Raw genomic sequence first — 24,883 nt, 5'->3', positions numbered from 1 at the left:
TCGATACATCCGGGGGCGTTCGACGCCCTCGGATGTAAAGGTTAGACACTAACTAAGTGGCCTGTTGGATGGATTCGCGCGGATGCGCTTCAGGCCACTATTTGCCGGAGGTCAGGACTTCTTCTCGTCCGCCGCCTTGTCGGTCGGCTCGGCGATCAGCTTCTTCAGCTCGTCGCTCATCGGGAACTGCAGGTTCAGGCCCTTTGGCGGAATCGGCTGCTGGAACCACTTGTCGTAGCTCTTGTTGACGTCACCCGACTTGAAGTAGGCGACGATGGCCTCGTCGACCGCTTTCTTGAAGGCCGGGTCGTCCTTGCGCACCATGCAACCGTAGATTTCGTACGACTGCGGCGTGCCGGTGATGACCCAGTCGGAAGGCTTCTTGGCCTTGGCCATTTCACCTGCCAGCAGGGCGTCGTCCATCATGAAGGCCACGGCGCGGCCGCTTTCGAGCATGTTGAAGGCTTCACCGTGGTCCTTGGCGGAGATCACGTTCATCTTCATCTGCTTGTCGGCGTTCATCGCCTTGAGGATGCGCTCGGAGGTGGTGCCGGCGGTGGTCACCACGTTCTTGCCGGCCAGGTCGGCGAAGTCTTTATAGGAGGGCTGGCCATCCTTGACCTTGGTCAGCAGGCGGGTGCCGACTTCGAAGATGCCCACCGAGAAGCCGACCTGCTGCTGGCGCTCGACGTTGTTGGTGGTGGAGCCGCACTCAAGGTCCACGGTGCCGTTCTGCACCAGCGGGATGCGGGTCTGCGAGGTGACCAGGTTGTACTTGACCTTGATGTCGGTGCCCAGTTGCTTCTTCAGGGCTTCGACGACGGCCAGCTGGATGTCATGGGAGTAGCCCACTGGTTCCGGTTTGCCGGCCAGGTAGGAGAACGGGATGGAGGAGTCGCGATGGCCCAGGGTGATGGTGCCGGAGTCCTTGATCTTCTTCAGGGTGCCGGTCAGTTCTTCGGCCATGACAGGCGACGAAATGATTGCTGCCGCGATGGCGGCGCCCAGCAATTGACGAACGATGCGCATCAAATTTTCCTCGACGTGTTTGTTTTTTTTATGGAGCCGTTGGCGGACTCTTTCGTTCAACGAATACAGCATGAAGCGTGGTGCATTCGGCTTCCAAGTGTAGAGCATGAGTCGTGCCAAGCCCCAACCTTGATGATAACGCCGCGAAAATACTAGGTATTACTCTTTGTTGAAGGTTTTTGGGTGTCATTTGATGTCCGTCAAACCGAACGCGTTGTGAAATGCCGTTCGGAAATCCGAATGAAGACATGCAACTATCTACCGACAGGGCTTGGCCGGTCGCGGGTCAACTGTGGCTTTTCCCATCAGGAGAAGCTGGATGAGTCTTCATGAGATTGCCCCCGATTCCATCGATGCGTTGATTGCCAAGCGTTTGCCGGCTTGGTTGCAAACCGCCGCGGTCGACCGCTTGCAGGGACTGCATCGCGCACTCAAGGCGCAGCAGAAAAGTGCCGAGAAGATGCGTGAATTGCTGGCGCCCGTGCCCGCGCTCGATACGTTTGCCGAGCCCTTGCTCAGGCAGGCGCTGCTCACACAGCTCAAGCTCGATACCAATGTGCGCGCCAGCAGTGTGAAGATCGTGCAAGAGGCCTATCACCCGGTGCCGCTGAATTCGGCGCCCAAGCTGTGGTATCGGCGCACCACCAACCGCGAGCTGCTGAGTGCGGCGCTGCACAACTACACCGAGGATCAGACCACGCCTGGCGTTCTGACGGTGGCCACATTGCTAGGGGCGGATAAAAAGCAGTTGAATGTCAGCTTCACTCAGTTCGCGAAACTCTGCCGCAGACTGGACCTGGGCGGTCAGTACCAGAAGTTGCTAAAGGCGTGTCTGCAGCCGAGCGACTCGCTGGCGAAGGAGGCCGTTCATGCGCAGATCGAAGAGGACATTCGGGCCCGCATGGAGGTCGCCGTGCGTCGCGCGATTCTCCAAGGGCACATCGATGAGCGTGCCTACCTGCAACTGCTGCCATCGTGTGTGCCTCAACCGATCGTTCCCGGCGATCCGGCCATATTGACCTACCGCCAGCTGAACCTGCTGGGCAAGCGCATGGAAGGTGTGGTGACCTTGGAAGTCCGGGAGCAGGCTGCGGGTGCTGCTACGGGTATCCTGAGCTGGATTCCGGACGACCCGGTACAGCCCATCCAGCATCATGCCTCCTGGTCTGCGTTGTACCTGACGCTGGCCAGGCGCATGCGGCAACCCTCTTATGTCGATTTCTTCATGCGTTTCATCCGAGAGCGAGACAGGCCAGTGTTCGCCACTGTCCTCAAAAAGCTGCTCAAGGATACGGATAGCTGCCGGGATGTCGAACTGGATGGGCGTCATCTGGCGTTCGAAGGCACGTTGATTGCGTATCTGCGCAAGTTGCGTATCGAGAAAATCCTGGATGACGCGCGTGTGCTTGCGGTGCCCACCGCGGAAGCAGACGCCGACGCGTGTCGCGAGCGATTCGAGCGTTATCTGGAAGCCGGGCTTACCCTGCTCAATCTGGCGGGCTTCTTCGTGCCAGTGCTTGGCGAGGTCATGCTGGGGGTGGCCGCCGCCCAGATCGCCAACGAGGTGTACGAGGGCTACGAGGACTGGGCGATAGGTGACCGTCAGGCCGCCTTGCAGCATATGTTCGGGGTGGCCGAGAACCTTGCGGTGGCTGCCATCCTTGCCACGGGGGGAGTGGCGGCCGGGAAGGTGATGGAGCGTTCGCTGAAGGTAGACAACCTGGTACCGATAGTCGATGACGCCGGGCAGACGAAGTTGTTCAAGGGCTCAAAGGAACCCCATGAATGGTCCGGCACAGGCCTGTTGATGCGTCGGCTAGGCCGAGAACTGAGTGACATGACCGATGAGCAGGCCCTGCGGCTGGCCGAAGGTACCGGTTTTGGCGAGGAGCACCTGCGTCGATTGCATGTGCAGCAGGCTTCACCTCCCGCCCGGTTGCTCGATGCCTGGGAGCGCTATCAGCTGCACGAGCAGTTTCCCTCGTTGCGTGACGAAGCCTTTGAAGCCGAGGTGCGATCCAGGCAAGGTACCGAGACTCCAGAAGCGTTGCTGTTGAGACGGGACTTCCCCGGTCTGAGCCACCGTGGCGCGCAGGAAATCATCGAACAGGCCAATGGGCGGCAGCTCGCAGAGATGCTCGATAAGCAGCGTATCCCGCTGGAGCTCGCCGAGCACGCGCGCTGGTTTATGCGTGACAGTCGGTTGGATCGGGCTTGCGCTGGCTTGCGCCAGGCAAGCGCGGTGAATCTGGACAGCGAGCGTCTGGCCCTGGGGTTGGTCGACCAGCAAGCTCCGTGGTCTGAAAACGTGCGCGTTGAATTGCGCGACGGTTCTCGTGAGGGGATGTTGCGCACGCAGGTCGGCAGTGCGGAGGCCGCAGATACTCGCTATATCGTTCGCGGCACCAAGGGTTATCAAGCCCAGGATGGTAACGGCATCCCGTTACCGCAGGCGTCGGAGCAGGACAGTCTGATCCAGGCGATATGCCTGCATCTGGATTCGTCGCAGAAGCTGTTGCTGGGTGATGCCTCGCTTGGCGAAATGGCATTGACAGACAAGCTGGCAGCATTGGCGGGTACCCAGCGTGAGCAGGCAGCCATATTGATCAGGCAGGCGCCGGTCGGAGAGGGAATCCGCCCGCCGGCTCGTTTCGCCGACGGCCGCCTGGGATATCCACTATGTGGCCGTACTCCAGGTGGTCGGCAGGCGAGTCGACGGGGGATTCATCAGATCTACCCGACCCTTGGCGAGGAGGAGCTGGAAAACTACCTGCTGGACCTGCTGGCCAGGCATGTCGATCCGTGGGTGCACTACAACCAGCTGAAACATCAGTTGAACCGTCTACGAGAGGGCTTGCAGAGCTGGTGCAGCGCAGGCGGCGGCATACTCGCCAAGCTCAGGCGCCGGCGCGTGGCCACCGTCATGCGTCGTTGCTGGCGCCGCAAGAGTCGGGTCCTGGGCGATGGTGGACATTGGCTGATGGTCCGTGGCGAGCAGGTCGGCAGCCTGCCGAGCCTGCCCGCAGGCATCAGCTATGGCCATGTGACCCGTTTGACCCTGCGCGACATGGACCTTGCCGACGTCGATGCGGACTTCCTGTCACGCTTCACCGGGCTGGTGGAACTCGACCTGCGGGAAAACCGGCTGACCCAGGTGCCGGCGGGCATCGAGCGCCTTACCTCGCTGCGCTACCTGCGACTTGGGTACAACCAGATCGCCATGGACAGTGCCGGCAACCAGCGCCTGCTGGCCCTGGTCAATCTGCGGGAACTCGACCTGGGCCATAACCCGCTCGGTTGGGCCCCGGATGTGAATGGGTTGCGGCACCTGCGTCGGTTGTCGCTGCATTCGGGCGAGATCGCCACGTTGCCCGAGCGGGTTCAGCAGTTGCCCTGGCAGGGTGTGGTCGACCTGCGCAACAACAGCATTCAGCATGTGCGCCAGGACTTGCACAACCTGCAGTTGCGTCTGCAGCGGATGGTCCTGCATGACAATCCGCTGGATGAAGCCAGCCAGGCGCTGGTGAACCTGGCGTCCCGTGAGCCCGTCAATCGCCATCCCATCGAGCACCAACTGATCGATCAGGCGGCACGGGAGCTGTGGTTGGCCGGCAGCACGGGCAAGCTGCGTAGTCGGCGTGAAGCCCAGTGGCTGAGGCTGCGCGAAGAACCTGAATCGACGGCGCTGTTCCAGTTCTTCGCCGATTTTGCCCGGACCGAGGATTTTCGAGAGCATGCCGATTTCTATCGCAGGCGCATCTGGCGAATGATCGATGCATGCGAGCAGAACACCGAGCTGCGTGCAGTGATGTTCGCCCAGGCTGGCGGGGAGCGTGCCTGCGAGGATCGCTTGTTGCTGATCCTCAGTGAGCTTGAGGTCACGTTGTATGTGGAGCGTGCTTCGGCGGGGAGGCGTCTGGCCGAGCGCGAGGAGGCATTGCTGAAGGCCGGTCGGGCGTTATATCGGCTGGATGAGGTCAATACCCTCGCTGCACGCAAGGTGCAGGAGCTCGAACGTCGGGGCGGGGAGGTGGACCCGATCGAAGTCTACATGGCCTACCGGACGCATCTTGCCGGGCCATTGGGCCTTCCCGCCCAACCTGACGGTATGTATTACCTGACGGATGCCAGGGTGTCACCGGGTGATCTGAATACGGCCATGCTCAAGGTCCGGCGGGAAGAGACACCGCAACGGCTGAGCGAGGCTTTGGCGCAACGACCATTCTGGGACAGCTTTGTGCATGCGCGCTATCCGGAGAAGGTAGATGCCTTGGTCTCTGCCCTGGATGAGCAGCTTACACAGGCCGCGGCGCTCTCCGAACAGATGTACCTGGTTCGTTCCGAGGCCCTGCGGGTTAAGTACGAAGCCTCGTTGCAGGCGCTGCGCCTGAGCCTGGCACAGGAGGCGTATGCTCGCCTCCTGCCGGTCGTACCTGCCGTCGAGGGGTGATCAGGCGGCCTGGACGCGAGTCTGGTTCTGCAGCAGGTACTCCTCGAGTGCCTGCTGCTCGGCGGCCGAGGTGAACAGACCGAGCTTGGTCCGGCGCCAGAGGATGTCGGCGGCGTCAACCGCCCATTCCTGCTCGCGCAGATAGTCCACCTCACGGCTGAACAGCCCGCCGCCAATCGATTGCCCCAGGCCTTCTGGGCCTTCCACGCCTTCGAGCAGACGCCATACGCGGCTGCCGTAGGTCACGGCCCAACGCTTGGCAATATCCACCGGCAACCAGTCATGGCGTGCCAGCACGGCATCAACCAGGGCCTGGACGGTAGTCATGCTTTCGCCGCCCGGAAGGGGGGCACCGGCAGTCCAGCTGCCACGCATCTGGGTGAAGAACGGTTGCAGTTCGGCCATGGCCGACTCGGCGAGTTTGCGGTAGGTGGTCAGCTTGCCACCGAATACCGACAGCAGCGGTGCCTCGCCCTGGGCAGCGGACAGTGCCAGGGTGTAGTCGCGGGTCACGGCCGACGGGTTGTCCGACTCGTCGTTGCACAGCGGACGTACGCCGGAATAGGTGTGCAGGATATCGGCGCGGCTGAGCTGGTGGTTGAAGTGCTCGTTGACCACCTTTAGCAGGTAGTCGGTTTCCTGATCGGTGATCGCTACTTTGGCCGGGTCACCGCTGTATTCGCGGTCGGTGGTGCCGATCAGGGTGAAGCGATCCAGGTAAGGAATGCAGAAGACGATGCGTTGGTCTTCGTTCTGCAGGATATAGGCGTGCTCGCCTTCATACAGGCGCGGCACGATCAGGTGGCTGCCCTGGATCAGGCGGATGCCGTACGGTGCGTCGAGCTTGAGATCGTCCTTGATGAAGCTGGCGACCCAGGGGCCGGCCGCGTTCACCAGTGCCCGGGCGCGGATGCTCTGCAGGCTGCCGTCGGCATGCTGCAGTTCTACCTGCCACAGGCCGTCGACGCGCTCGGCGCGCAGGCAGCGGGTGCGGGTGTGGATGTGCGCGCCCTTTTCCCGTGCGGCCATGGCGTTGACTACCACCAGGCGCGCATCGTCCACCGCGCAGTCGGCGTATTCGAAGCCGCGGGTGATGGCCGGCTTGAGCGGGTAGCCCGGGCCGAAGCGCAGGCCGCGCGAGGCGCCCAGGCGCTTGCGCTTGCCCAGATGGTCATAGAGGAACAGGCCGGCGCGGATCATCCACGCAGGACGCAGGTGCGGGCGATGGGGCAGCACGAAGCGCATGGGCTTGACGATGTGCGGCGCCTTGGCCAGCAGTACTTCGCGCTCGGCCAGTGCTTCGCGCACCAGGCGGAACTCGTAGTGTTCCAGGTAGCGCAGGCCGCCGTGGATCAGCTTGCTGCTGGCCGAGGAGGTGTGCTGGGCCAGGTCGTCCTTTTCGCAAAGGAGCACCTTCAGGCCGCGCCCGGCGGCATCGGCAGCGATACCGACGCCATTGATGCCACCGCCGATCACGGCGAGGTCGTAGCAGTCCTGGAGCGGTGGCTGGGACGAAACGGGCTGGGACACGGGCAAGGCCTCCTGGGGCTGTTCACATCGAATATGAACATTGATGTTCGTTTTCGAAAATACTAGCGCAATGAACAGGCGGCTGCCAGTCAGTCTTTATAGAAAAAACTGATCGGATGACAGGTAAATGAACATTTGTGAAAAAGGTGGGGTGAAAAATAGGTGATCTTCAGGGTCGCCGAAATCGAGCGCCGCGCGGGTGGCGCTCGATCTCGTGGGTGACACAAGGGGAGGCATGCGGTCACGCCCAGGGCGTCAAACCACCTCGAGACGAATCTTGTACTGGTTGAGCAACTGAGTCAGGGCAGGAGAGGGGGCCTGATCGGTCACCAGGCAGTCGATCAAGCTAATAGACCCGAGGCGGACCATGGCATTGCGACCGAACTTGCTCGAGTCCGCCGCCAGCAGCACCTGGCGGGCGTTGGCAATGATCGCCTGGGATACCCGCACCTCCTGGTAGTCGAAGTCCAGCAGGCTGCCGTCCTCGTCGATACCGCTGATGCCGACCACGGCGAAATCGACCTTGAACTGGTTGATGAAGTCGACGCTCGCCTGGCCGACCACGCCGCCGTCGCGACGAACCGTGCCGCCGGCCACCAGCACCTCGAAGTCGTCCTTGGCCGCCAGGATCGCCGCCACGTGCAGGTTGTTGGTGATGACCTTCAGGTGGTTGTGATTGAGCAGGGCGCGGGCGATGGATTCGGTGGTGGTGCCGATGTTGATGAACAGCGAGGCATGGTCGGGAATCTGCCGGGCCACGGCTTCGGCGATGCGCTGCTTCTCGTCGCGCATCTGGTCGGCGCGCATGGCGTAGGCGGTGTTCTCGATGCTCGAGTCGTAGGCCGCGCCACCGTGATAACGGCGCAGCAGGTTGCCCTCGGCGAGCTGGTTGATATCGCGGCGGATGGTCTGCGGGGTGACGACGAACAGCTGCGCCATCTCCTCGATGCTGACGTAGCCGCGTTCGCGGACCAGCTCGAGGATTTGTTGTTGGCGTGGAGGCAGATTCATGGGCGGTCCTTTGGGGCAGCCGGACAAATTCTGCAATGATGCCGTAGGAAGGGGATGACGACCAGTAGGCCTTTGGTCAACTGGGGCTGCGCAGCAGCCCCGGCATTCCTCAATCAGGCGTCGTGATCTTCCCAGTCACGGGTGCGATCGACAGCCTTGCGCCAGCCCTTGTACAGCTTCTCTTTCGCCGCTTCATCCAGCTGCGGGCTGAACTCGCGCTCGATGATCGCCTTGTCGCGCAGCTCGTCCAGGCCGCTCCAGAAACCGCAGGCCAGGCCTGCCAGGTAGGCCGCGCCCAGCGCCGTGGTCTCGCGCATTTTCGGGCGCTCGACGCAGGTGCCGAGAATGTCGGCCTGGAACTGCATGAGGAAGTTGTTGGCCACCGCGCCACCGTCCACCCGCAGTTCGCTCAGGCGCTGGCCGCAGTCCTGCTGCATGGCGTCGAGCACGTCGCGGGTCTGGTAGGCGATCGATTCCAGGGCGGCGCGGATGATGTGATCGACCTTGACGCCACGGGTCAGGCCGAACAATGCGCCGCGGGCGTACGGATCCCAGTAGGGTGCGCCCAGGCCGGTGAAGGCCGGTACCAGGTAGACGCCGTTGCTGTCCTTGACCTTGCTGGCGAAGTACTCGGTGTCGTAGGCGTCGTTGACGATCTTCAGTTCGTCGCGCAGCCACTGCACGGTGGAGCCGCCATTGAACACTGCGCCTTCGAGGGCGTAGGCCACCTCGCCGCGTGGGCCGCAGGCAATGGTGGTGAGCAGGCCGTGGGACGACTGGACCGCCTTGTCGCCGGTGTTCATCAGCAGGAAGCAGCCGGTGCCGTAGGTGTTCTTGGCCTGGCCCGGCTCCACGCACATCTGGCCGAACAGCGCCGACTGCTGGTCGCCAGCGATACCGGCGATGTCGATGCCGCTCTTGGTCTTGCCATAGACTTCGGACGATGGGCGTACCTCAGGCAGCATCTGACGCGGAATGCCGAGGATATCGAGCAGCTTCTCGTCCCACTGCAGCGTATGGATGTTGAACATCAGCGTGCGCGAGGCGTTGGTGTAGTCGGTGACATGCACCTTGCCGCCGGAGAATTTCCAGATCAGCCAGGTATCGATGGTGCCGAACAGCAGCTCGCCACGTTCGGCGCGTTCGCGGGCGCCTTCGACATTGTCGAGGATCCACTTGAGCTTGGTGCCGGAGAAGTACGGGTCGGTGACCAGGCCGGTGGCCTCGCGGATGTACTGCTCGTGGCCGTCGCGCTTGAGCTGGGCGCAGATGTCGGTGCTGCGGCGGCACTGCCAGACGATGGCGTTGTACACCGGGCGGCCGGTTTCCTTGTCCCAGACGACGGTGGTCTCGCGCTGGTTGGTGATGCCGATGGCGGCGACCTGGGCGTGGCTGATGCCGGCCTGGGCCAGGGCCTCGACCATGGTCGCGCTCTGGGTGGCGAAGATTTCCATCGGGTCGTGTTCGACCCAGCCCGCCTGCGGGTAATGCTGGGCGAATTCACGTTGCGAGGTGCCCACCACGTTGGCGTCGCGATCGAAGATGATGGCGCGCGAACTGGTGGTGCCCTGGTCCAGGGCGATGATGTAGTTCTTGTCCAGGGTATCGGTCATGTCGGTGGCCTTGCGCGAATATGGGAGTAGGTCAGGGCGTGGCGGGCGCCGGCCTTGCGGTCCGGGCCCGGCGCTGGCATCAGGAAACCTGGGTATCGCCCTGAGGATTATCGTCTGTCTGTTGGGCCGCGGCCTGGGTGGCTGGCAAGTTGCGGGCGATCAGCCCGCGGTACAGGGCCGCGCCCAGGCTGGCACCGAGGATCGGCGCGAACACCGGCACCAGGAAATACGGAATATCGCGCCCGCCGGTGAAGGCGACTTCGCCCCAGCCGGCCAGGAAGGTCATCAGTTTAGGCCCGAAATCCCGCGCCGGGTTCATCGCGAAGCCGGTCAGCGGGCCCATGGCGCTGCCGATCACGGCGATCAGCAGGCCGATCAGCAGAGGGGCGGTGGCGCCGCGTGGCAGACCGTTGTTGTCGTCGGTCAGGGCCATGATCACGGCCATCAGGATGGCGGTGATGATCACTTCGACCAGGAAGGCCTGGCCGGTGGACAGCGCCGGGTGCGGGTAGGTGGAGAATACCGAGGCCAGCTCCAGGCTGGCCTGGCTGCCGCGTACCATGGCGTGGCTTTGTTCGAAATCGAAGAACAGGTTGCTGTACAGGAAGTACACCAGGGCGGCGCCGCAGAACGCGCCGCACACCTGGGCCAGCATGTAGAACGGCAGCTTGCGCTTGTCGAAACCGGCGAATACGGCCAGGGCGATGCTGACTGCCGGGTTCAGGTGCGCGCCGGAGACACCGGCGGTCAGGTAGATCGCCATGCTCACGCCGACCCCCCAGATGATGCTGATCTCCCACAGGCCGAAGCTGGCGCCGGCGACCTTGAGCGCGGCGACACAACCGGTGCCGAAGAAGATGAGCAGGGCGGTGCCGAGAAATTCGGCCAGGCATTGGGCGGATAACGTGGGTTCGCGTAGAGCAGTTGTCATGTGTGACCTCGGTTCTTGTTGTTGTGAGGCGCTGGGCGCTCGACAGCAAAAAAGCCCGGAGTCGATCCCCATTGACGCCGGGCGGGTACAGTAAGTGCACCTTATAGGTGCACCATGTATTCATAAACGAAAAAATATAGACAAGAAACGCTGATGTCAAAGGTCGAAAATGAACGCTCGGCCACAATCTGACTGGCGCACCGGGTCGTGAATCCATGGCCGCTGCTCTAGCCTGGGACCTGCGCTGGCTGCACGGGTGGAATTGCCCTAAAGTACCGGGCGACTTGTGATCGAGTGGAGCCGTTGATGACCCCCGCCCTGGACCTCTTGAAGAAGGCGCGCGCCGAGCACCGCGTGCACAGTTACGAACATGATCCGAAAACTGCCTCGTATGGCCTGGAGGCGGCGGAAAAGCTGGGCCTTGATCCGCTGCGGGTGTTCAAGACCCTGCTCGCCAGCAGCGAAAAGGGCGAGCTGCTGGTGGCCGTGGTGCCGGTGGTCGGCACCCTCGACCTCAAGGCACTGGCCCACGCGGCGGGGGTGAAGAAGTGCGAAATGGCCGATCCGCAGGCCGCCCAGCGCGCCACGGGCTACCTGGTCGGAGGGATCAGCCCGCTGGGGCAGAAGAAGCGCCTGCGCACCTTTATCGATCAATCCGCGCAACAACATGAAACGATTCATGTGAGCGCTGGTCGCCGTGGCCTCGAAGTGGAACTGGCCGCCGTGGTGCTGGCCACCCATACCCAGGGACAGTTCGCCGAAATCGGTCGCGGCTGATCATCTGTACTGATTTAAATTCCACGACTCTGTCACTGTCGGGCCTTGGCGGCATGCCGCATGCTCGGGGCCTTTCCCGCCAGATACAGGAGTCGTGGCATGCAGTTGCATTTTCATCAGGTGGACGCCTTCAGCGACCGTCCCTTCGCCGGCAACCCGGCCATGGTCTACCACCTGGAGCAGTGGCTCGACGATGGCCTGATGCAGCAGGTGGCCGCCGAGCACAACCTCGCCGAAACCGCCTTCGTGGTGGCCGAGGGTGATGGCTATCGGATCCGCTGGTTCACCCCGAGCACCGAAGTCCCCTTGTGCGGTCACGCCACCCTGGCCAGCGCCCATGTCCTGTTCGACGTCTACGGTGAGCGTGAGCCGCGCCTGGACTTCCAGAGCCGTTCGGGCCTGCTCAGCGTCAGTCGTGAGAACGATCGCCTGTGGTTGGACTTCCCGCGCATCGACCCGCAGCCGCTGGTCGAGCCAGTGTCGGTAGCCGAGGCGCTGGGGTGCGAGGTGCGCGAGGTCTACCAGACCCGCGAGCTGTTCGTGGTGCTCGACTCGGAACAGGCGGTACGCGATTGCGCGCCGGACATGGCGGCGCTGGCTCGCCTGCCGGGCTTGGGGGTGATCGTGACGGCTGCGGGTGAGCGACATGATTTCGTATCGCGCTATTTCGCTCCGGGCATCGGCATTGCGGAGGACCCGGTCACCGGCTCCACCCATTGCTCGCTGATTCCGTACTGGGCGGCGCGGTTGGGCAAGCACGAATTGCAGGCGTTCCAGTGTTCGGCCAGGGGTGGTGAACTGTTCTGTCGCCTGGAAGGGGAGCGGGTGAAGATCGGCGGAATGGCTCGGCGGGTGGCCAGCGGTACGCTGATGTTGTGAGCCGAGCCTTGTCGAGCAAGGTGCAGGGTTGAAAACATCATCTGCGTGGGAGCGGGCTTGCCCCGCGATGGAGTATGGCACCGGCTTCGCCGGTGATCGCGGGTCAAGCCCGCTCCCACGCTGTCCCAGCCAGATCAAAGTGATAGGGGCGGGCAAGCCCGCCCCAAAAGGATGTTTTCAGTCCCAGTGCATCAATGCGCGGAACTCACGCGCCGCACGCCCTGCTCATGACTGGCCAGCTGCGCGGCAACGCTGCCGGGCACCGCGAACAGCACCAGGTGGTCCGCCGCTACCGCGATACCGACGTCCTGGCCGACCTGATGGTCGTTGTGGCTGGGGAAAATCGCCTCGAGCTGGCTGCCGGTGGGCAGTTGCAGGCGATACAGCGTCGAGGCGCCGAGGAAGCTCTTGCCGATGATCCGTGCCCGCAACGGGCTGTCGGGGGCATGGATGATGTCATCCGGACGCAGCAGCACGTCCACCGAACTGCCAGGAGCCATGGTGTAGGCGCGGTTGCCGCGCAGCTCGCCGAGTTCGGTGGTTACTGCCTCATGGCTGCTCATCTGGCCGCGAATGAAGTAACCCTGGCCGATGAAGCTGGCGACAAACGGGGTCTGCGGTTCGTGGTAGAGGTTGTAGGGGGTGTCCCACTGTTCCAGGCGACCCTCCCTGAACACGCCGACATGGTCGCTGACGGCAAAGGCTTCCTCCTGGTCGTGGGTGACCAGGATGGCGCTGGTGCCGCGGCTCTTGAGAATGTCGCGCACCTCATGGCTCAGGCGCCGACGCAGCTCCACATCGAGATTGGAGAACGGCTCGTCGAGCAGCAGCAGCTGCGGCTCGGGCGCGAGTGCCCGGGCCAGGGCCACGCGCTGTTGCTGGCCGCCGGACAGCTCGTGCGGGTAGCGCCCGCCCAGGCCGCCGAGCTTGACCAGCTCGAGCATCTCGTCGACTACCGCCGCCTGGCGCGGGTGCTTGCCGATGCCGAAGGCGATGTTCTGCGCCACGGTGAGGTGGGGGAACAGGGCGTAGTCCTGGAACACCATGCCGATCCGGCGCTTTTCCGGGGCCAGGGTGAACCCGGCGCGGGAAATGACTTCCCCGGCCAGCTGGATCTCGCCGTCGTGCACCGGCTCGAAGCCGGCGATGGCGCGCAGCGTGGTGGTCTTGCCGCAACCGGAGGACCCCAGCAGGCAACCGATGTCGCCTGCGTTCAGGTGCAGGTTGAGGTTCTGGACGATGCGCTGCTCGCCATAGCCGCAGGCGAGGTTGCGCAGGTTGAGCAGTAGCTGTTGACTCATGCGTGGTGGTAAGCCGGTTCTACAAGGAATTCCAGAAGGGCCTTCTGCGCATGCAAGCGGTTTTCAGCTTCGTCCCAGGCGACCGAACGGGGGTCGTCGAGCAGGTCCTGGCTGATTTCCTCGCCCCGGTGGGCGGGCAGGCAATGCATGAACAGGGCATCGGGTGCCGCCAGGTCGAGCAGTTCGCGGGTGACCTGGTAAGGCGCGAAATGCGCCAGGCGCCGTGCAGTTTCCTCTTCCTGGCCCATGGAAGTCCAGACATCCGTGGTCACCAGATGAGCGCCGCGCACGGCTTCCTTCGGATCACGGATGATCTGCACACGGTCACCACCCAGCGCCAGGAAGCGTTGATCAGGCTCGTAGCCTTCAGGGCAGGTGATGCGCAGTTGGAAATCGAACTGCACGGCAGCTTCGATATAGGAGTTGCACATGTTGAAGCCGTCGCCGACCCAGGCCACGGTCTTGCCCTGGATCGCGCCACGGTGCTCGAAGAAGGTCTGCATGTCGGCCAGCAGCTGGCAGGGGTGCGACTCGTCGGAAAGGCCGTTGATGACCGGTACCTTCGAGTTGGCAGCGAACTCGGTCAGGGTGCTGTGGGCGTGGGTGCGGATCATCACCGCGTCGACCATGCTCGACAGCACGATGGCGCTGTCGGCGATCGGCTCGCCGCGGCCCAGCTGGGTGTCGCGCGGCGACAGGAAGATGGCCTGGCCGCCGAGCTGGATCATGCCGGCTTCGAAAGAAACCCGGGTGCGGGTCGAGGACTTCTCGAAGATCATGCCCAGCACGCGGTTCTTCAGTGGCTCGAACAGCACGCCTCGTTTGCGCAGGTCCTTCAGCTCGATGCCTCGACGGATCACGCCGAGCAATTCGTCAGCGGTGAAATCCATCAGGGAGAGAAAGTGCCTTGCGCTCATGATTGACTACCTTATCTGCAACGTTCTGCAGGTCGACCGTATGGGTTTTGTTGACAACGGGGGTGACCTGCGGCGTAAGCCGCACGGGGCGGACGGAATAGGGGAAGGCGCAATACTATAATTAAATGTCGCCTAAAACCAAGAGGGGAAACAGCGCCACTGTGTCAAAGGGTGTCGTAAGCCCTTGCCGGCTGGCTGTTTTTTATTTGCTACAGCGGTTGTACACGGCTCGGAGCGTATTTGGCAAACCCGTTGTCGCGAATCGCCCGCCTGATGTCGTCCGATTCACGACGCGAACCTCGCTGGCGAGCCCCGGTCGGCAGGCGCATAGTCGAATCTCGACAATAACAAGGCAGAGGCGGCCATGACCAAGACCCTGCATCACCGAGCCTGTCACCTGTGCGAGGCCATCTGCGGCCTGAACATCGAAGTCACCCACGAAGCCGAGGGCCCGGCGCGGATCAGCTCGATCAAGGGCGACCCGCAGGATCCGTTCAGCCGCGGCCATGTCTGCCCCAAGGCGGTCGCCCTGCAGGACATCCAGGAGGACCCCGACCGCCTGCGCCAGCCCCACCGGCGCATCGGTGACCAGTGGCTGCCAATCAGTTGGGACGAAGCCTTCGCCCTGGCCGCCGAGCGGCTGTGGGCGATCCAGCAGGCCCACGGGCGCAACGCGGTCGCCGTGTACCAGGGCAATCCCAGCGTGCACAACTATGGGCTGATGACCCACAGCAACTACTTCCTCGGTTTGCTCAAGACCCGTAATCGCTTCTCGGCGACTTCGGTGGACCAGTTGCCGCAGCACCTGACCAGCCACTTGATGTACGGCCATGGCCTGCTGCTGCCGATTCCGGACATCGACCAGACGCAGTTCATGTTGATCCTGGGGGGCAATCCTTTGGCCTCCAATGGCAGCATCATGACCGTGCCGGACGTGGAGAAGCGCCTCAAGGCGCTCAAGGCCAGGGGCGGGCAACTGGTGGTAGTGGATCCGCGACGCAGCGAGACAGCTGCGCTGGCCGACCAGCACCTGTTCATTCGCCCCGGTGGCGACGCGGCGCTGCTGTGTGGGCTATTGCATACGCTGTTCAGCGAGAACCTGGCTCGGGGCTCGCATCTGCCGGTTGCGGGCCTGGAGCAGGTGCGCGAAGCCATCCTGCCGTTCGATGCGTCTGCCATGAGTGCGTTGTGCGGTATCCCGGCCGAGGCGATCCGCCAGCTGGCGCGGGATTTCGCCGCTGCCGACAAAGCGGTGTGCTATGGCCGGATGGGGGTATCGACCCAGGCCTTCGGTTCGCTGTGCCACTGGCTGGTCCAGTTGATCAACCTGGTCACCGGCAATCTAGATCGGGAGGGCGGTGCCCTGTGCACGGCGCCTGCGGTCGACCTGGTCGCCAGCACTTCCGGCGGGCATTTCGACCAATGGCGTAGCCGGGTATCCGGCTTGCCCGAGTATGGCGGCGAGTTGCCGGTCTCGGCACTGGCCGAAGAGATCCTCGAACCCGGGGAGGGGCAGGTGCGGGCGCTGGTGACCGTGGCGGGCAACCCGGTGCTGTCCACGCCCAACGGGCGACGCCTGGACGACGCCCTGGCCGGCCTCGACTTCATGCTCAGCATCGACCTGTATATCAACGAGACCACGCGCCATGCCGACCTGATCCTGCCGTCGACTTCGGCCCTGGAGAACGATCACTACGATTCCACCTTCAACCTGCTGGCGGTGCGCAACGTTACCCGCTTCAACCGGGCGATCTTGCCCAAGCCCGATGGCGCGCTGCACGACTGGGAGATCTTCGTGGGGCTGGCCAGGGCCTTTGCCGAGCGTGCGCAGGTCGAGCTCAAGGCAACCCTGCCGCCGGCACAGATGATCGACTTCGCCCTGCGCAAGGGGCCTTATGGCGAGGAGACGCCCTGGAAGCTCTCGTTAGGCGTGTTGGACGCGCATCCCCATGGCCTCGACCTCGGGCCGCTACGGGCCAACCTTACGACGCGCCTGCGCACGGCCAGCGGCAAGGTCGAGGCGGCCCCGGGAATACTGCTCGAGGACCTGCGGCGCCTCGCCCGTATGACCGTGCCTGCGGATGACCAGTTGCTGCTGATCGGCCGTCGACACGTGCGCAGCAACAATTCGTGGATGCACAACTACCATCGGCTGGTCAAAGGCAAGCCGCGCCACCAGTTGCTGATGCACCCGGACGACCTGCGCCGGCGTCTGTTGCAGGACGGCCAGATGGTGCGGGTGCGCTCGCGCACGGGGGTGATCGAGGTGACGGTGCAGGCCAGCGAGGAGATGATGCCGGGCGTGGTCAGCCTGCCCCATGGCTATGGCCATGGGCGCCAGGGCGCACGGTTGCAGGTGGCCGCTGCACAGCCGGGGGCGAGCGCCAATGACCTGACCGACGAACACCTGCGTGATGGCGTTTCCGGCAATGCTGCCCTCAATGGCGTGCCGGTGCAGGTCGAAGCCGCATGAAGCACGGCAAGGCCGAGCATGCTGCTCGGCTTTCCGATACAATGCGTCACCGTGCCGACGACCCTGTCGGAAAGTTCAGCCGAGGTGCTTCATGGATATCATCGATACAATCAAAGAGCAGATTGCCAACAACACCATTCTGCTTTACATGAAAGGTTCGCCGAATGCGCCGCAGTGTGGCTTCTCGGCCAAGGCTTCGCAGGCAGTGATGGGTTGCGGCGAGAAGTTCGCCTACGTCGACATCCTGCAGAACCCGGAAATCCGCGCCAACCTGCCCAAGTACGCCAACTGGCCGACTTTCCCGCAACTGTGGGTGGCCGGTGAGCTGGTCGGCGGCAGCGACATCATGCTGGAAATGTTCGAAAAGGGTGAGCTGCAGACCCTGATCAAGGAAGCGGCCGCCAAGGCCAAGGCTTCCGAGGCCTGATCCGGCGCTTGCCGCAGGTAGCAAAAAGCCCCGCCTAGGCGGGGCTTTTTCGTTGCTGGCGAAACTTATTCTTCGCCCATCTGCGACTGCAGGTAGTTCTCGATGGTGATCTTGTCGATCAGGCCCAGCTGGGTTTCCAGCCAATCGATGTGCTCTTCCTGGTCTTCGAGGATGTCTTCGAGCACATCGCGCGAGCCGAAGTCGCCGGCGGTTTCGCAGTGGGCGATGGCGGCCTTGAGGTCGGCATGGGCCTTTTTCTCAAGCTTAAGGTCGCAGTCGAGCATCTCCTTGGTGTGCTCGCCGATCATCAGCTTGCCCAGGTCCTGGACGTTGGGGATGCCTTCGAGGAAGAGGATGCGCTTGATCAGCTTGTCAGCGTCCTTCATCGCCTGGATGGACTCTTTGTACTCGAGCTTGCCGATCCTGTTCAGGCCCCAATCTTCATACATGCGCGCGTGCAGGAAGTACTGGTTGATTGCGACCAGCTCGTTTCCGAGGATCTTGTTGAGATGCTGGATGACGCTTACGTCGCCTTTCATGATGGGGTCCTGCCCTGTAGAAGTTGAGCCAATACAGAGAAGTTTGAGCCCGACCTATTCCTATGTCAAACCTAAGTTATTGAATAATAAGTGAAAATTAATCGGAATAAGAATGTTTGTGAACCGCGTTCGAGCGCTAACTTATTGAATTGCAGGCATAAAAAAACCGGACACTGGGTCCGGTTCTTCAAATTCGGGAAAATTACGCCGCGTTGAATTCAACGGGGTAGGGCAGGGCGGCCTGCTGGCTCAGTTGCAGCTCGGTGAGGGTTTCGCGTACCACCTGCTTGGCGAGGCAGGCGCACTTGCCGCACTGGCTGGCCACATTGGTGGCGGCGCGCACTTCCTTGTAACTGCAGCATCCTTCGTAGATCGCATCGCGGATCTGTCCATCGGTGACACCGACACAGAGACACACATACATAAAGGCTGACCGTCGCGGGTTGAGTCGATGCGTTGGAGAGTAATGGTAATGAGAATGCTTGTCAAAACACTTTGTGTAAGGTGCGTGCCAGAGCGACCGGCGGTCGAGATTCGGCCTGTCACGCAAAGCTGTGTATGATGGTCGGCCTTTGCTGGATCCGGGGGAACGTGTTCCGCCCGGGCAAGGTTTTTCACCCCTCATCAGGAGAGATCGAATGAGCGTACTCGTTGGCAAACAAGCCCCGGACTTCACCGTTCCAGCCGTGCTGGGCAACGGCGAGATCGTCGACAGCTTCAACCTGGCCTCGGCCATCAAGGGCAAGTACGGCCTGGTATTCTTCTACCCGCTGGACTTCACCTTCGTCTGCCCGTCCGAGCTGATCGCCCTGGACAACCGCATCCCTGACTTCCAGGCGCGCAACGTGGAAGTGATCGGCGTGTCGATCGACTCGCACTTCACCCACAACGCCTGGCGCAATACCCCGGTCAACAACGGCGGTATCGGTCAGGTCAAGTACACCCTGGCGGCCGACATGACCCACGAAATCTGCAAGGCCTACGACGTCGAGTCCGAAGGCGGCGTGGCCTTCCGTGGCGCCTTCCTGATCGACACCAACGGTGTCGTTCGTTCGCAGATCGTCAACGACCTGCCACTGGGCCGTAACATGGACGAGCTGCTGCGTCTGGTCGACGCCCTTCAATTCCACGAAGAGCACGGCGAAGTCTGCCCGGCCAACTGGAAGAAAGGCGACAAGGGCATGAACGCTTCGCCGGAAGGCGTTGCTGCTTACCTGAGCGAGAACGCTGGCAAGCTGTAATTGCCACGCGTATAAAAAAACCGGCCCTGGTGGCCGGTTTTTTTATGCCCTGCGAGCATGTCGCGGGAGGTGGGCTTAATCGTTGAAATCGCGCCAGCCGCCCATCTCTTTCCAGCGATTGACGATACCGCAGAACAGCTCGGCGGTCTTCTCGGTGTCGTAGCGCGCCGAATGCGCCTCACGGCCGTCGAAGTCGATGTCCGCGCTCTGACAGGCCCGCGCCAGTACCGTCTGGCCGTAGGCGAGGCCGGCGAGGGTGGCGGTATCGAAGCTGGAGAACGGGTGGAACGGGTTGCGCTTGATGTCATTGCGCGCCACCGCGGCATTGAGGAAACCGAGGTCGAAGCTGCTGTTGTGCCCGACCAGGATCGCCCGTTTGCAGCCATTGGCCTTCAACGCCTTGCGCACGCCTCGGAAGATATCGGTCAGCGCGCTTTCCTCGCTCACCGCCATGCGCAGCGGGTGGTCCAGCTTGATGCCGGTGAACTCCAGCGCGGCGGCCTCGATATTGGCCCCTTCGAACGGTTCTACCCGGTGGAAGTAGGTGTGCTCGGGGAACAGGAAGCCCTTCTCGTCCATGCCGATCGTGACGGCGGCGATCTCCAGCAGTGCGTCGGTGGCGCTGTTGAAGCCGCCGGTCTCGACATCTACCACCACCGGCAGGTAGCCACGGAAACGCTCGGCCATCGGATGGCGCGAGCCGCTGCTAACCTGGCTGTCCTGGTCGTCTTCGTAAAGATCTTCGCTCACGCGTTGTCCTCCAGCAGGCGCCAGCGCAACTTCTCACCGGCGCGCAGGGGAATCACGGTGTTGTCGCCGAACGGCAGGCTGTCTGGCGCGGTCCATTCTTCGCGCACCAGGGTGATGGTGTCGGTGTTGCGCGCCAGGCCGTAGAAGTCCGGGCCGTGCTTGCTGGCGAAGCCTTCGAGCTTGTCCAGCGCGTTGCGCTGTTCGAACGCTTCGGCGTACATCTCGATGGCGGCGTAAGCGGTGTAGCAGCCGGCGCAGCCGCAGGCGGCTTCCTTGGCATGCTTGGCGTGGGGCGCCGAGTCGGTGCCGAGGAAGAACTTCGGGTTGCCGCTGGTGGCGGCATCCAGCAGCGCCACCTGGTGGGTGTTGCGCTTGAGGATCGGCAGGCAGTAGAAGTGCGGGCGGATACCGCCGACCAGCATGTGGTTGCGGTTGTACAGCAGGTGCTGGGCGGTGATGGTCGCACCGACGTTGGCCGGTGCCTCGCTGACGAACTGCGCGGCGTCGCTGGTGGTGATGTGTTCGAACACCACCTTCAGGGTCGGGAAGCGCTCGACCAGACGGCGCATGTGTTCGTCGATGAAGCGTTTCTCGCGGTCGAACACGTCGATCTCGCTGCGCGTGACTTCACCGTGCACCAGCAAGGGCATGCCGGTTTCGGCCAGGGCCTCGATCGCCGGGAAGATATTGTCGATGCTGGTCACGCCCGAATCGGAGTTGGTGGTGGCGCCGGCCGGATAGAGCTTGGCGGCGTACACGATCCCGCTGGCCTTGGCGGCACGCACATCGTCGGCGCTGGTGCGGTCGGTGAGGTAGAGCACCATCAGCGGCTCGAAGCGGCTGCCGGCAGGGCGTGCGGCAAGGATGCGCTCGCGGTAGGCAGTGGCCTCGACGGCGTTGCGCACCGGCGGAACCAGGTTGGGCATGATGATGGCGCGGGCGAAGGTGCGCGCCACGTCACCGACGGTGTGGGGCAGGACGGCACCATCGCGCAGATGGATGTGCCAGTCGTCGGGGCGCAGGAGGGTCAGGCGATCGGACATTGGAGATTCCAGGCGGGTCGAACTCAGAAGCCAATGCTACCGGAAAACCCCTGTTGGAGCACGGCTATCAAGTTTTCCGACGGGCGACCGATAGCGTTCAGGTAAGCCGTCGAAATTTGTGGAGCCGCCCGTGCGCCAGCGTTATCTAGCCCTGTTCACCCTCGTTGCCAGCCTGCCGGCCGGGGCAATGACCTTCCAGACCCGCGTGGAGAACGTCGCCTGGAAAGTCGAGGGTGACCAGTTCGAATGTCGCCTGATCCAGCCGATCGACGGTTTCGGCAGCGGTGAATTCGTGCGCCGTGCCGGCGAGCAGCCGACCTTCCAGCTGCGCTCGGACAGCAATGTCCTGGGCGCCGGTTCCGCCACCCTGCTGGCCGCTGCGGCGCCCTGGCAGCCCGGGCGCGGCGACATCAACCTCGGTGCGGTGCACATGGCCCGTACCGGCGTGCTGTTCACCTCCAGCCAGGGCCAGGCCAGCCGCCTGATCAACGGCCTGCTCGATGGTCGCAGCACCGTGGTGCGCAACTACCGCGGCGAAGGTGGTCGGCCGATGGAAGTGCATGTGATGCCGGTCAGTTTCGCCAAGGCCTACAGCGACTACCAACTGTGCGCCGCCAAGTTGCTGCCGATGAACTACGACCAGATCCGCCAGACCCAGGTTGGCTTCCCCGGAGGCGGGATCGAGCTGGACAGCTCGGCGCGCGCCCGTCTGGATGTGCTGCTCGACTACCTGAAGGCCGATCCGACGGTCAACCGCATCGAACTCAACGGCCACTCCGACAACAGCGGCAACCGCCTGACCAACCGCGACACCTCGCGCCGACGGGCGCTGGCGGTGGCCGATTACCTCAAGGCCCATGGCGTGCCGGAAGAGCAGATCAGCGTACGCTTCCATGGCGAGCGCTATCCGCTGGCCAAGAACAACAGTGCCGCCAACCGCGCGCGCAACCGCCGGGTGAACATCCAGCTCGAGCGCGTGACGCCGGTCGAGAAGCCGGTGGAGAAACCGGCAGCGCAGGTGCCGCCGTCGTCAGCCCCGGCACCCGCCGCCGCCACGCCTGCGCCAACGACGCCTGCAGCCGCTGCCACGCCGTCCGCACCAGTGAAATCCTGAGTGCGACAGCGGGTCGCGCCCTCGACAATTCCTGTCGCTTTGTCGTCACAAGCTGTCGCCCCATTGTAAATTTTTCGGTAACGCCGGTAGAATCATCCGCTTTCCGTACAACCCCGTGGAGTGATGGCATGGCGGACGTAAAAAAGGTCGTATTGGCGTATTCCGGCGGCCTTGATACTTCGGTGATTCTCAAGTGGCTGCAGGACACCTACAACTGTGAAGTGGTGACCTTCACCGCTGACCTCGGCCAGGGCGAGGAGGTCGAGCCGGCCCGCGCCAAGGCCCAGGCGATGGGCGTGAAAGAAATCTACATCGACGACCTGCGCGAAGAGTTCGTGCGTGATTTCGTCTTCCCGATGTTCCGCGCCAACACCGTCTACGAAGGCGAGTACCTGCTGGGTACTTCCATCGCCCGCCCGCTGATCGCCAAGCGCCTGATCGAGATCGCCAACGAAACCGGCGCCGACGCCATTTCCCACGGCGCCACCGGCAAGGGCAACGACCAGGTGCGTTTCGAGCTGGGCGCCTATGCGCTCAAGCCAGGCGTCAAGGTCATCGCCCCATGGCGCGAGTGGGACCTGCTGTCCCGCGAGAAGCTGATGGACTACGCCGAGAAGCACGGCATCCCGATCGAGCGCCACGGCAAGAAGAAGTCGCCGTACTCGATGGACGCCAACCTGCTGCACATCTCCTACGAAGGCGGTGTCCTGGAAGATACCTGGACCGAGCACGAAGAAGACATGTGGAAATGGAGCGTCTCCCCTGAGAACGCCCCCGACCAGGCCACCTACCTCGAGCTGACCTACCGCAACGGTGACATCGTCGCCATCGACGGCGTCGAGAAGAGCCCGGCCACCGTGCTGGCTGACCTCAACCGCATCGGCGGCGCCAACGGCATCGGTCGCCTGGACATCGTCGAGAACCGCTACGTCGGCATGAAGTCGCGCGGCTGCTACGAGACCCCGGGCGGCACCATCATGCTCAAGGCCCACCGTGCCATCGAGTCGATCACCCTGGACCGCGAAGTCGCTCACCTGAAGGATGAGCTGATGCCCAAGTACGCCAGCCTGATCTACACCGGCTACTGGTGGAGCCCGGAGCGTCTGATGCTGCAGCAGATGATCGACGCTTCGCAGGTCAACGTGAACGGTGTTGTACGCCTGAAGCTGTACAAGGGCAACGTCACGGTCGTTGGCCGCAAGTCGGACGACTCGCTGTTCGATGCCAATATCGCGACCTTCGAGGAAGACGGCGGCGCCTACAACCAGGCCGACGCCGCAGGCTTCATCAAGCTCAACGCACTGCGCATGCGCATCGCGGCCAACAAGGGCCGTTCGCTGCTGTAAGCCTTTGGTGTACCTGAAAAAACCCGGCTTCGGCCGGGTTTTTTCATGCCCGGGATTCAGGGGGAGGCGGGGCCTCGCCTTCCTGCATCGGCGACACCGAGAGGTGGATGCAGGTTCGCGTATCGAGGTTGTACAGGATCCAGCGCCGCTGTTGGCAGTGGGGGCGCTCGATCATCCGCAGCACATGGTTTTCGATGAGCTTTCGACTGTCGGTGCCGGAGATGGCGATGATCATCGCCCCTTTGTCCCGTGCGGCAGGTGGGTATGGGGGCCTGTCCATCCCCGTGGCGCGTCTGTCCGGGGCAAACAGCGACCCGTTGTTGAAGTTGAGCGTAAGGAAGAACAGCACGGTAAGGAAGAACGGAAACCCTACCAGGAACCAGGTGTAGACAGTCTGGCTGTCGTCGCTGAGAAACGGCAGCGAGGCCAGGGCGGACGCCTCGATCACACCGGCAAATACAGCGATAAGGGTCAACGGACTGATAGGGTCGCGATTCATGATGAGTGCCTGGCCATGCTTTGCCCATCAGTAGCTCGTTTTCCCGATTGCGATAAGCGTGGATCATTTCCCTGCCGGGTGATGCCACAGGCTACGGCAGCGCTTTTTATCCAGTCTGTACAGTCGAAATTTCCTGCATGAAGTGTCACCTGGCGGCACTTGGATCCAATTCTGCCGACTGTTACTTTTTGGGGGCGATGAACATGCATCTATTACATTTTGTTAATTAGCTGCTTGTAGGAAGAATCTCTATTAACAGTAGTCCACTTCTTTCGGTGAATTTGCCAGGGAAACCGCTGCATAAATAATCGTTATGCTCGGGTGTGGTGGTCTATCGAACTAAAAATAACGTATCAATGGGAATCGCATGAATAAAGTGCTGATCGTGGATGATCACCCGGTCATTCGCCTGGCCGTACGCATGCTGATGGAGCGGCATGGCTACGAGGTGGTGGCGGAGAGCGACAATGGTGTGGATGCCTTGCAACTGACGCGGGAGTATTTGCCGGACATTGTCATTCTGGATATCGGGATCCCCAAACTGGATGGGCTTGAAGTGATTGCCCGGATGACCCTGGCAAGTCCCGGGACCAAGGTGCTGGTGCTGACCTCCCAGGCGCCGGGGCATTTCTCGATGCGCTGCATGCAGGCGGGGGCGGCGGGTTATGTGTGCAAGCAGCAGGAGTTGACCGAACTGCTCAGCGCGATCAAGGCGGTGCTGTCCGGCTACAGCTATTTCCCCAACCAGGCGCTGCACAAGGGGCGCTCGGGCGTGAGCGGCGCCACGGAGATGGAGATGGTCGAGCGGCTTTCCGGGCGGGAGATGATGGTGTTGCAGCAGCTTGCCCGGGGCAAGAGCAACAAGGAGATCGCCGACAGCATGTTCCTCAGCAACAAGACGGTCAGTACCTACAAGACGCGCCTGCTGCTCAAGCTGAATGCCCGCTCGCTGGTGGACCTGATCGAGCTCGCCCAGCGTCATGGGCTGGCCTGACAGCATCATTGAAAAAGCC

General features: G+C 62.7%; 21 protein-coding genes. 9 read left to right on the top strand and 12 right to left on the bottom strand.

What is annotated here, in order from left to right; translation table 11 throughout:
- Positions 1 to 111: 111 nt before the first annotated feature.
- Positions 112 to 1,029: a glutamate/aspartate ABC transporter substrate-binding protein gene (locus tag K2O50_RS20755; RefSeq protein WP_050704015.1), complete on the bottom strand. Its 918-nt coding sequence runs from the start codon at positions 1,027 to 1,029 to the stop codon at positions 112 to 114.
- Between the two features lie 319 nt (positions 1,030 to 1,348).
- Here K2O50_RS20755 and K2O50_RS20750 point away from each other — a divergent pair, with 319 nt between their 5' ends.
- On the top strand, positions 1,349 to 5,479 hold the full coding sequence (locus tag K2O50_RS20750) for an NEL-type E3 ubiquitin ligase domain-containing protein (protein ID WP_220689936.1): 4,131 nt from the start codon (positions 1,349 to 1,351) through the stop codon (positions 5,477 to 5,479).
- Here K2O50_RS20750 and glpD read toward each other — a convergent pair whose 3' ends face one another.
- The 4 genes from glpD to K2O50_RS20730 all read right to left on the bottom strand — a co-directional run bounded on the left by glpD (position 5,480) and on the right by K2O50_RS20730 (position 10,564).
- The gene (gene glpD, locus K2O50_RS20745) at positions 5,480 to 7,009 is read right to left on the bottom strand and encodes a glycerol-3-phosphate dehydrogenase (RefSeq protein WP_050704016.1); all 1,530 of its coding nucleotides are present in this window, start codon (positions 7,007 to 7,009) and stop codon (positions 5,480 to 5,482) included. It abuts the gene before it with no gap.
- Between the two features lie 255 nt (positions 7,010 to 7,264).
- The gene (glpR, locus tag K2O50_RS20740) at positions 7,265 to 8,020 is read right to left on the bottom strand and encodes a DNA-binding transcriptional repressor GlpR (protein ID WP_050704017.1); all 756 of its coding nucleotides are present in this window, start codon (positions 8,018 to 8,020) and stop codon (positions 7,265 to 7,267) included.
- A 113-nt stretch (positions 8,021 to 8,133) separates the two neighbouring features.
- Positions 8,134 to 9,633 (bottom strand): glycerol kinase GlpK, encoded by a 1,500-nt coding sequence (gene glpK, locus K2O50_RS20735; protein WP_050704018.1) that lies wholly within the window; start codon positions 9,631 to 9,633, stop codon positions 8,134 to 8,136.
- A 79-nt stretch (positions 9,634 to 9,712) separates the two neighbouring features.
- Positions 9,713 to 10,564 carry an MIP/aquaporin family protein gene (locus K2O50_RS20730; protein WP_050704019.1) on the bottom strand — a complete coding sequence of 284 codons (852 nt, stop codon included), beginning with the start codon at positions 10,562 to 10,564 and terminating at the stop codon, positions 9,713 to 9,715.
- A 306-nt stretch (positions 10,565 to 10,870) separates the two neighbouring features.
- On the opposite strand from K2O50_RS20730, the gene ybaK reads away from it, so the two are divergent.
- Both ybaK and K2O50_RS20720 read left to right on the top strand, forming a co-directional pair.
- On the top strand, positions 10,871 to 11,341 hold the full coding sequence (gene ybaK / locus K2O50_RS20725) for a Cys-tRNA(Pro) deacylase (protein ID WP_050704020.1): 471 nt from the start codon (positions 10,871 to 10,873) through the stop codon (positions 11,339 to 11,341).
- A 99-nt stretch (positions 11,342 to 11,440) separates the two neighbouring features.
- Positions 11,441 to 12,220 carry a PhzF family phenazine biosynthesis protein gene (locus tag K2O50_RS20720; RefSeq protein ID WP_050704021.1) on the top strand — a complete coding sequence of 260 codons (780 nt, stop codon included), beginning with the start codon at positions 11,441 to 11,443 and terminating at the stop codon, positions 12,218 to 12,220.
- A 191-nt stretch (positions 12,221 to 12,411) separates the two neighbouring features.
- Here the strand turns inward: K2O50_RS20720 and K2O50_RS20715 are convergent, their stop codons facing one another.
- On the bottom strand, positions 12,412 to 13,521 hold the full coding sequence (locus K2O50_RS20715) for an ABC transporter ATP-binding protein (RefSeq protein WP_050704022.1): 1,110 nt from the start codon (positions 13,519 to 13,521) through the stop codon (positions 12,412 to 12,414).
- A complete protein-coding gene (argF, locus tag K2O50_RS20710; protein WP_050704023.1) occupies positions 13,518 to 14,438 on the bottom strand; it encodes an ornithine carbamoyltransferase in 921 nt (306 codons plus the stop codon). The genes K2O50_RS20715 and argF overlap by 4 nt, the downstream gene beginning before the upstream one ends.
- A gap of 364 nt (positions 14,439 to 14,802) precedes the next feature.
- Here argF and K2O50_RS20705 point away from each other — a divergent pair, with 364 nt between their 5' ends.
- On the top strand, positions 14,803 to 16,911 hold the full coding sequence (locus K2O50_RS20705; protein WP_050704024.1) for a molybdopterin oxidoreductase family protein: 2,109 nt from the start codon (positions 14,803 to 14,805) through the stop codon (positions 16,909 to 16,911).
- A gap of 91 nt (positions 16,912 to 17,002) precedes the next feature.
- Positions 17,003 to 17,338 (top strand): Grx4 family monothiol glutaredoxin, encoded by a 336-nt coding sequence (gene grxD, locus K2O50_RS20700; protein WP_016713741.1) that lies wholly within the window; start codon positions 17,003 to 17,005, stop codon positions 17,336 to 17,338.
- Positions 17,339 to 17,403: 65 nt separating this feature from the next.
- On the opposite strand, the gene bfr is transcribed toward grxD, so the two are convergent.
- Positions 17,404 to 17,877, bottom strand: coding sequence for a bacterioferritin (gene bfr, locus K2O50_RS20695; protein WP_028690081.1), 474 nt, complete (start codon positions 17,875 to 17,877; stop codon positions 17,404 to 17,406).
- Positions 17,878 to 18,079: 202 nt separating this feature from the next.
- Complete coding sequence (locus K2O50_RS20690) at positions 18,080 to 18,301, bottom strand: bacterioferritin-associated ferredoxin (RefSeq protein ID WP_046854452.1); 222 nt, start codon at positions 18,299 to 18,301, stop codon at positions 18,080 to 18,082.
- Positions 18,302 to 18,515: 214 nt separating this feature from the next.
- On the opposite strand from K2O50_RS20690, the gene K2O50_RS20685 reads away from it, so the two are divergent.
- Positions 18,516 to 19,118, top strand: coding sequence for a peroxiredoxin (locus K2O50_RS20685; protein ID WP_023629028.1), 603 nt, complete (start codon positions 18,516 to 18,518; stop codon positions 19,116 to 19,118).
- 75 nt (positions 19,119 to 19,193) lie between these two features.
- Here the strand turns inward: K2O50_RS20685 and rnt are convergent, their stop codons facing one another.
- Positions 19,194 to 19,805 carry a ribonuclease T gene (rnt, locus tag K2O50_RS20680; RefSeq protein ID WP_225933324.1) on the bottom strand — a complete coding sequence of 204 codons (612 nt, stop codon included), beginning with the start codon at positions 19,803 to 19,805 and terminating at the stop codon, positions 19,194 to 19,196.
- Between the two features lie 59 nt (positions 19,806 to 19,864).
- Complete coding sequence (pyrC, locus tag K2O50_RS20675; protein ID WP_050704025.1) at positions 19,865 to 20,911, bottom strand: dihydroorotase; 1,047 nt, start codon at positions 20,909 to 20,911, stop codon at positions 19,865 to 19,867.
- Positions 20,912 to 21,041: 130 nt separating this feature from the next.
- Here pyrC and K2O50_RS20670 point away from each other — a divergent pair, with 130 nt between their 5' ends.
- Both K2O50_RS20670 and K2O50_RS20665 read left to right on the top strand, forming a co-directional pair.
- The gene (locus K2O50_RS20670) at positions 21,042 to 22,025 is read left to right on the top strand and encodes an OmpA family protein (RefSeq protein ID WP_050704026.1); all 984 of its coding nucleotides are present in this window, start codon (positions 21,042 to 21,044) and stop codon (positions 22,023 to 22,025) included.
- Between the two features lie 128 nt (positions 22,026 to 22,153).
- The gene (locus tag K2O50_RS20665) at positions 22,154 to 23,371 is read left to right on the top strand and encodes an argininosuccinate synthase (protein WP_050704027.1); all 1,218 of its coding nucleotides are present in this window, start codon (positions 22,154 to 22,156) and stop codon (positions 23,369 to 23,371) included.
- Positions 23,372 to 23,414: 43 nt separating this feature from the next.
- On the opposite strand, the gene K2O50_RS20660 is transcribed toward K2O50_RS20665, so the two are convergent.
- Positions 23,415 to 23,870 (bottom strand): hypothetical protein, encoded by a 456-nt coding sequence (locus K2O50_RS20660; protein WP_052896229.1) that lies wholly within the window; start codon positions 23,868 to 23,870, stop codon positions 23,415 to 23,417.
- Between the two features lie 367 nt (positions 23,871 to 24,237).
- Between K2O50_RS20660 and K2O50_RS20655 the strand changes: the two genes are divergently transcribed.
- Entirely contained in the window at positions 24,238 to 24,864 is a 627-nt protein-coding gene (locus tag K2O50_RS20655; protein ID WP_028690074.1) for a response regulator transcription factor, read from the top strand.
- Positions 24,865 to 24,883: the final 19 nt, after the last annotated feature.

This window comes from Pseudomonas sp. 2hn, assembly GCF_019646095.1.
GTDB classification, from domain to species: Bacteria; Pseudomonadota; Gammaproteobacteria; order Pseudomonadales; family Pseudomonadaceae; genus Aquipseudomonas; species Aquipseudomonas peradeniyensis.
This window is presented reverse-complemented; position numbering and strand designations above follow the sequence as displayed.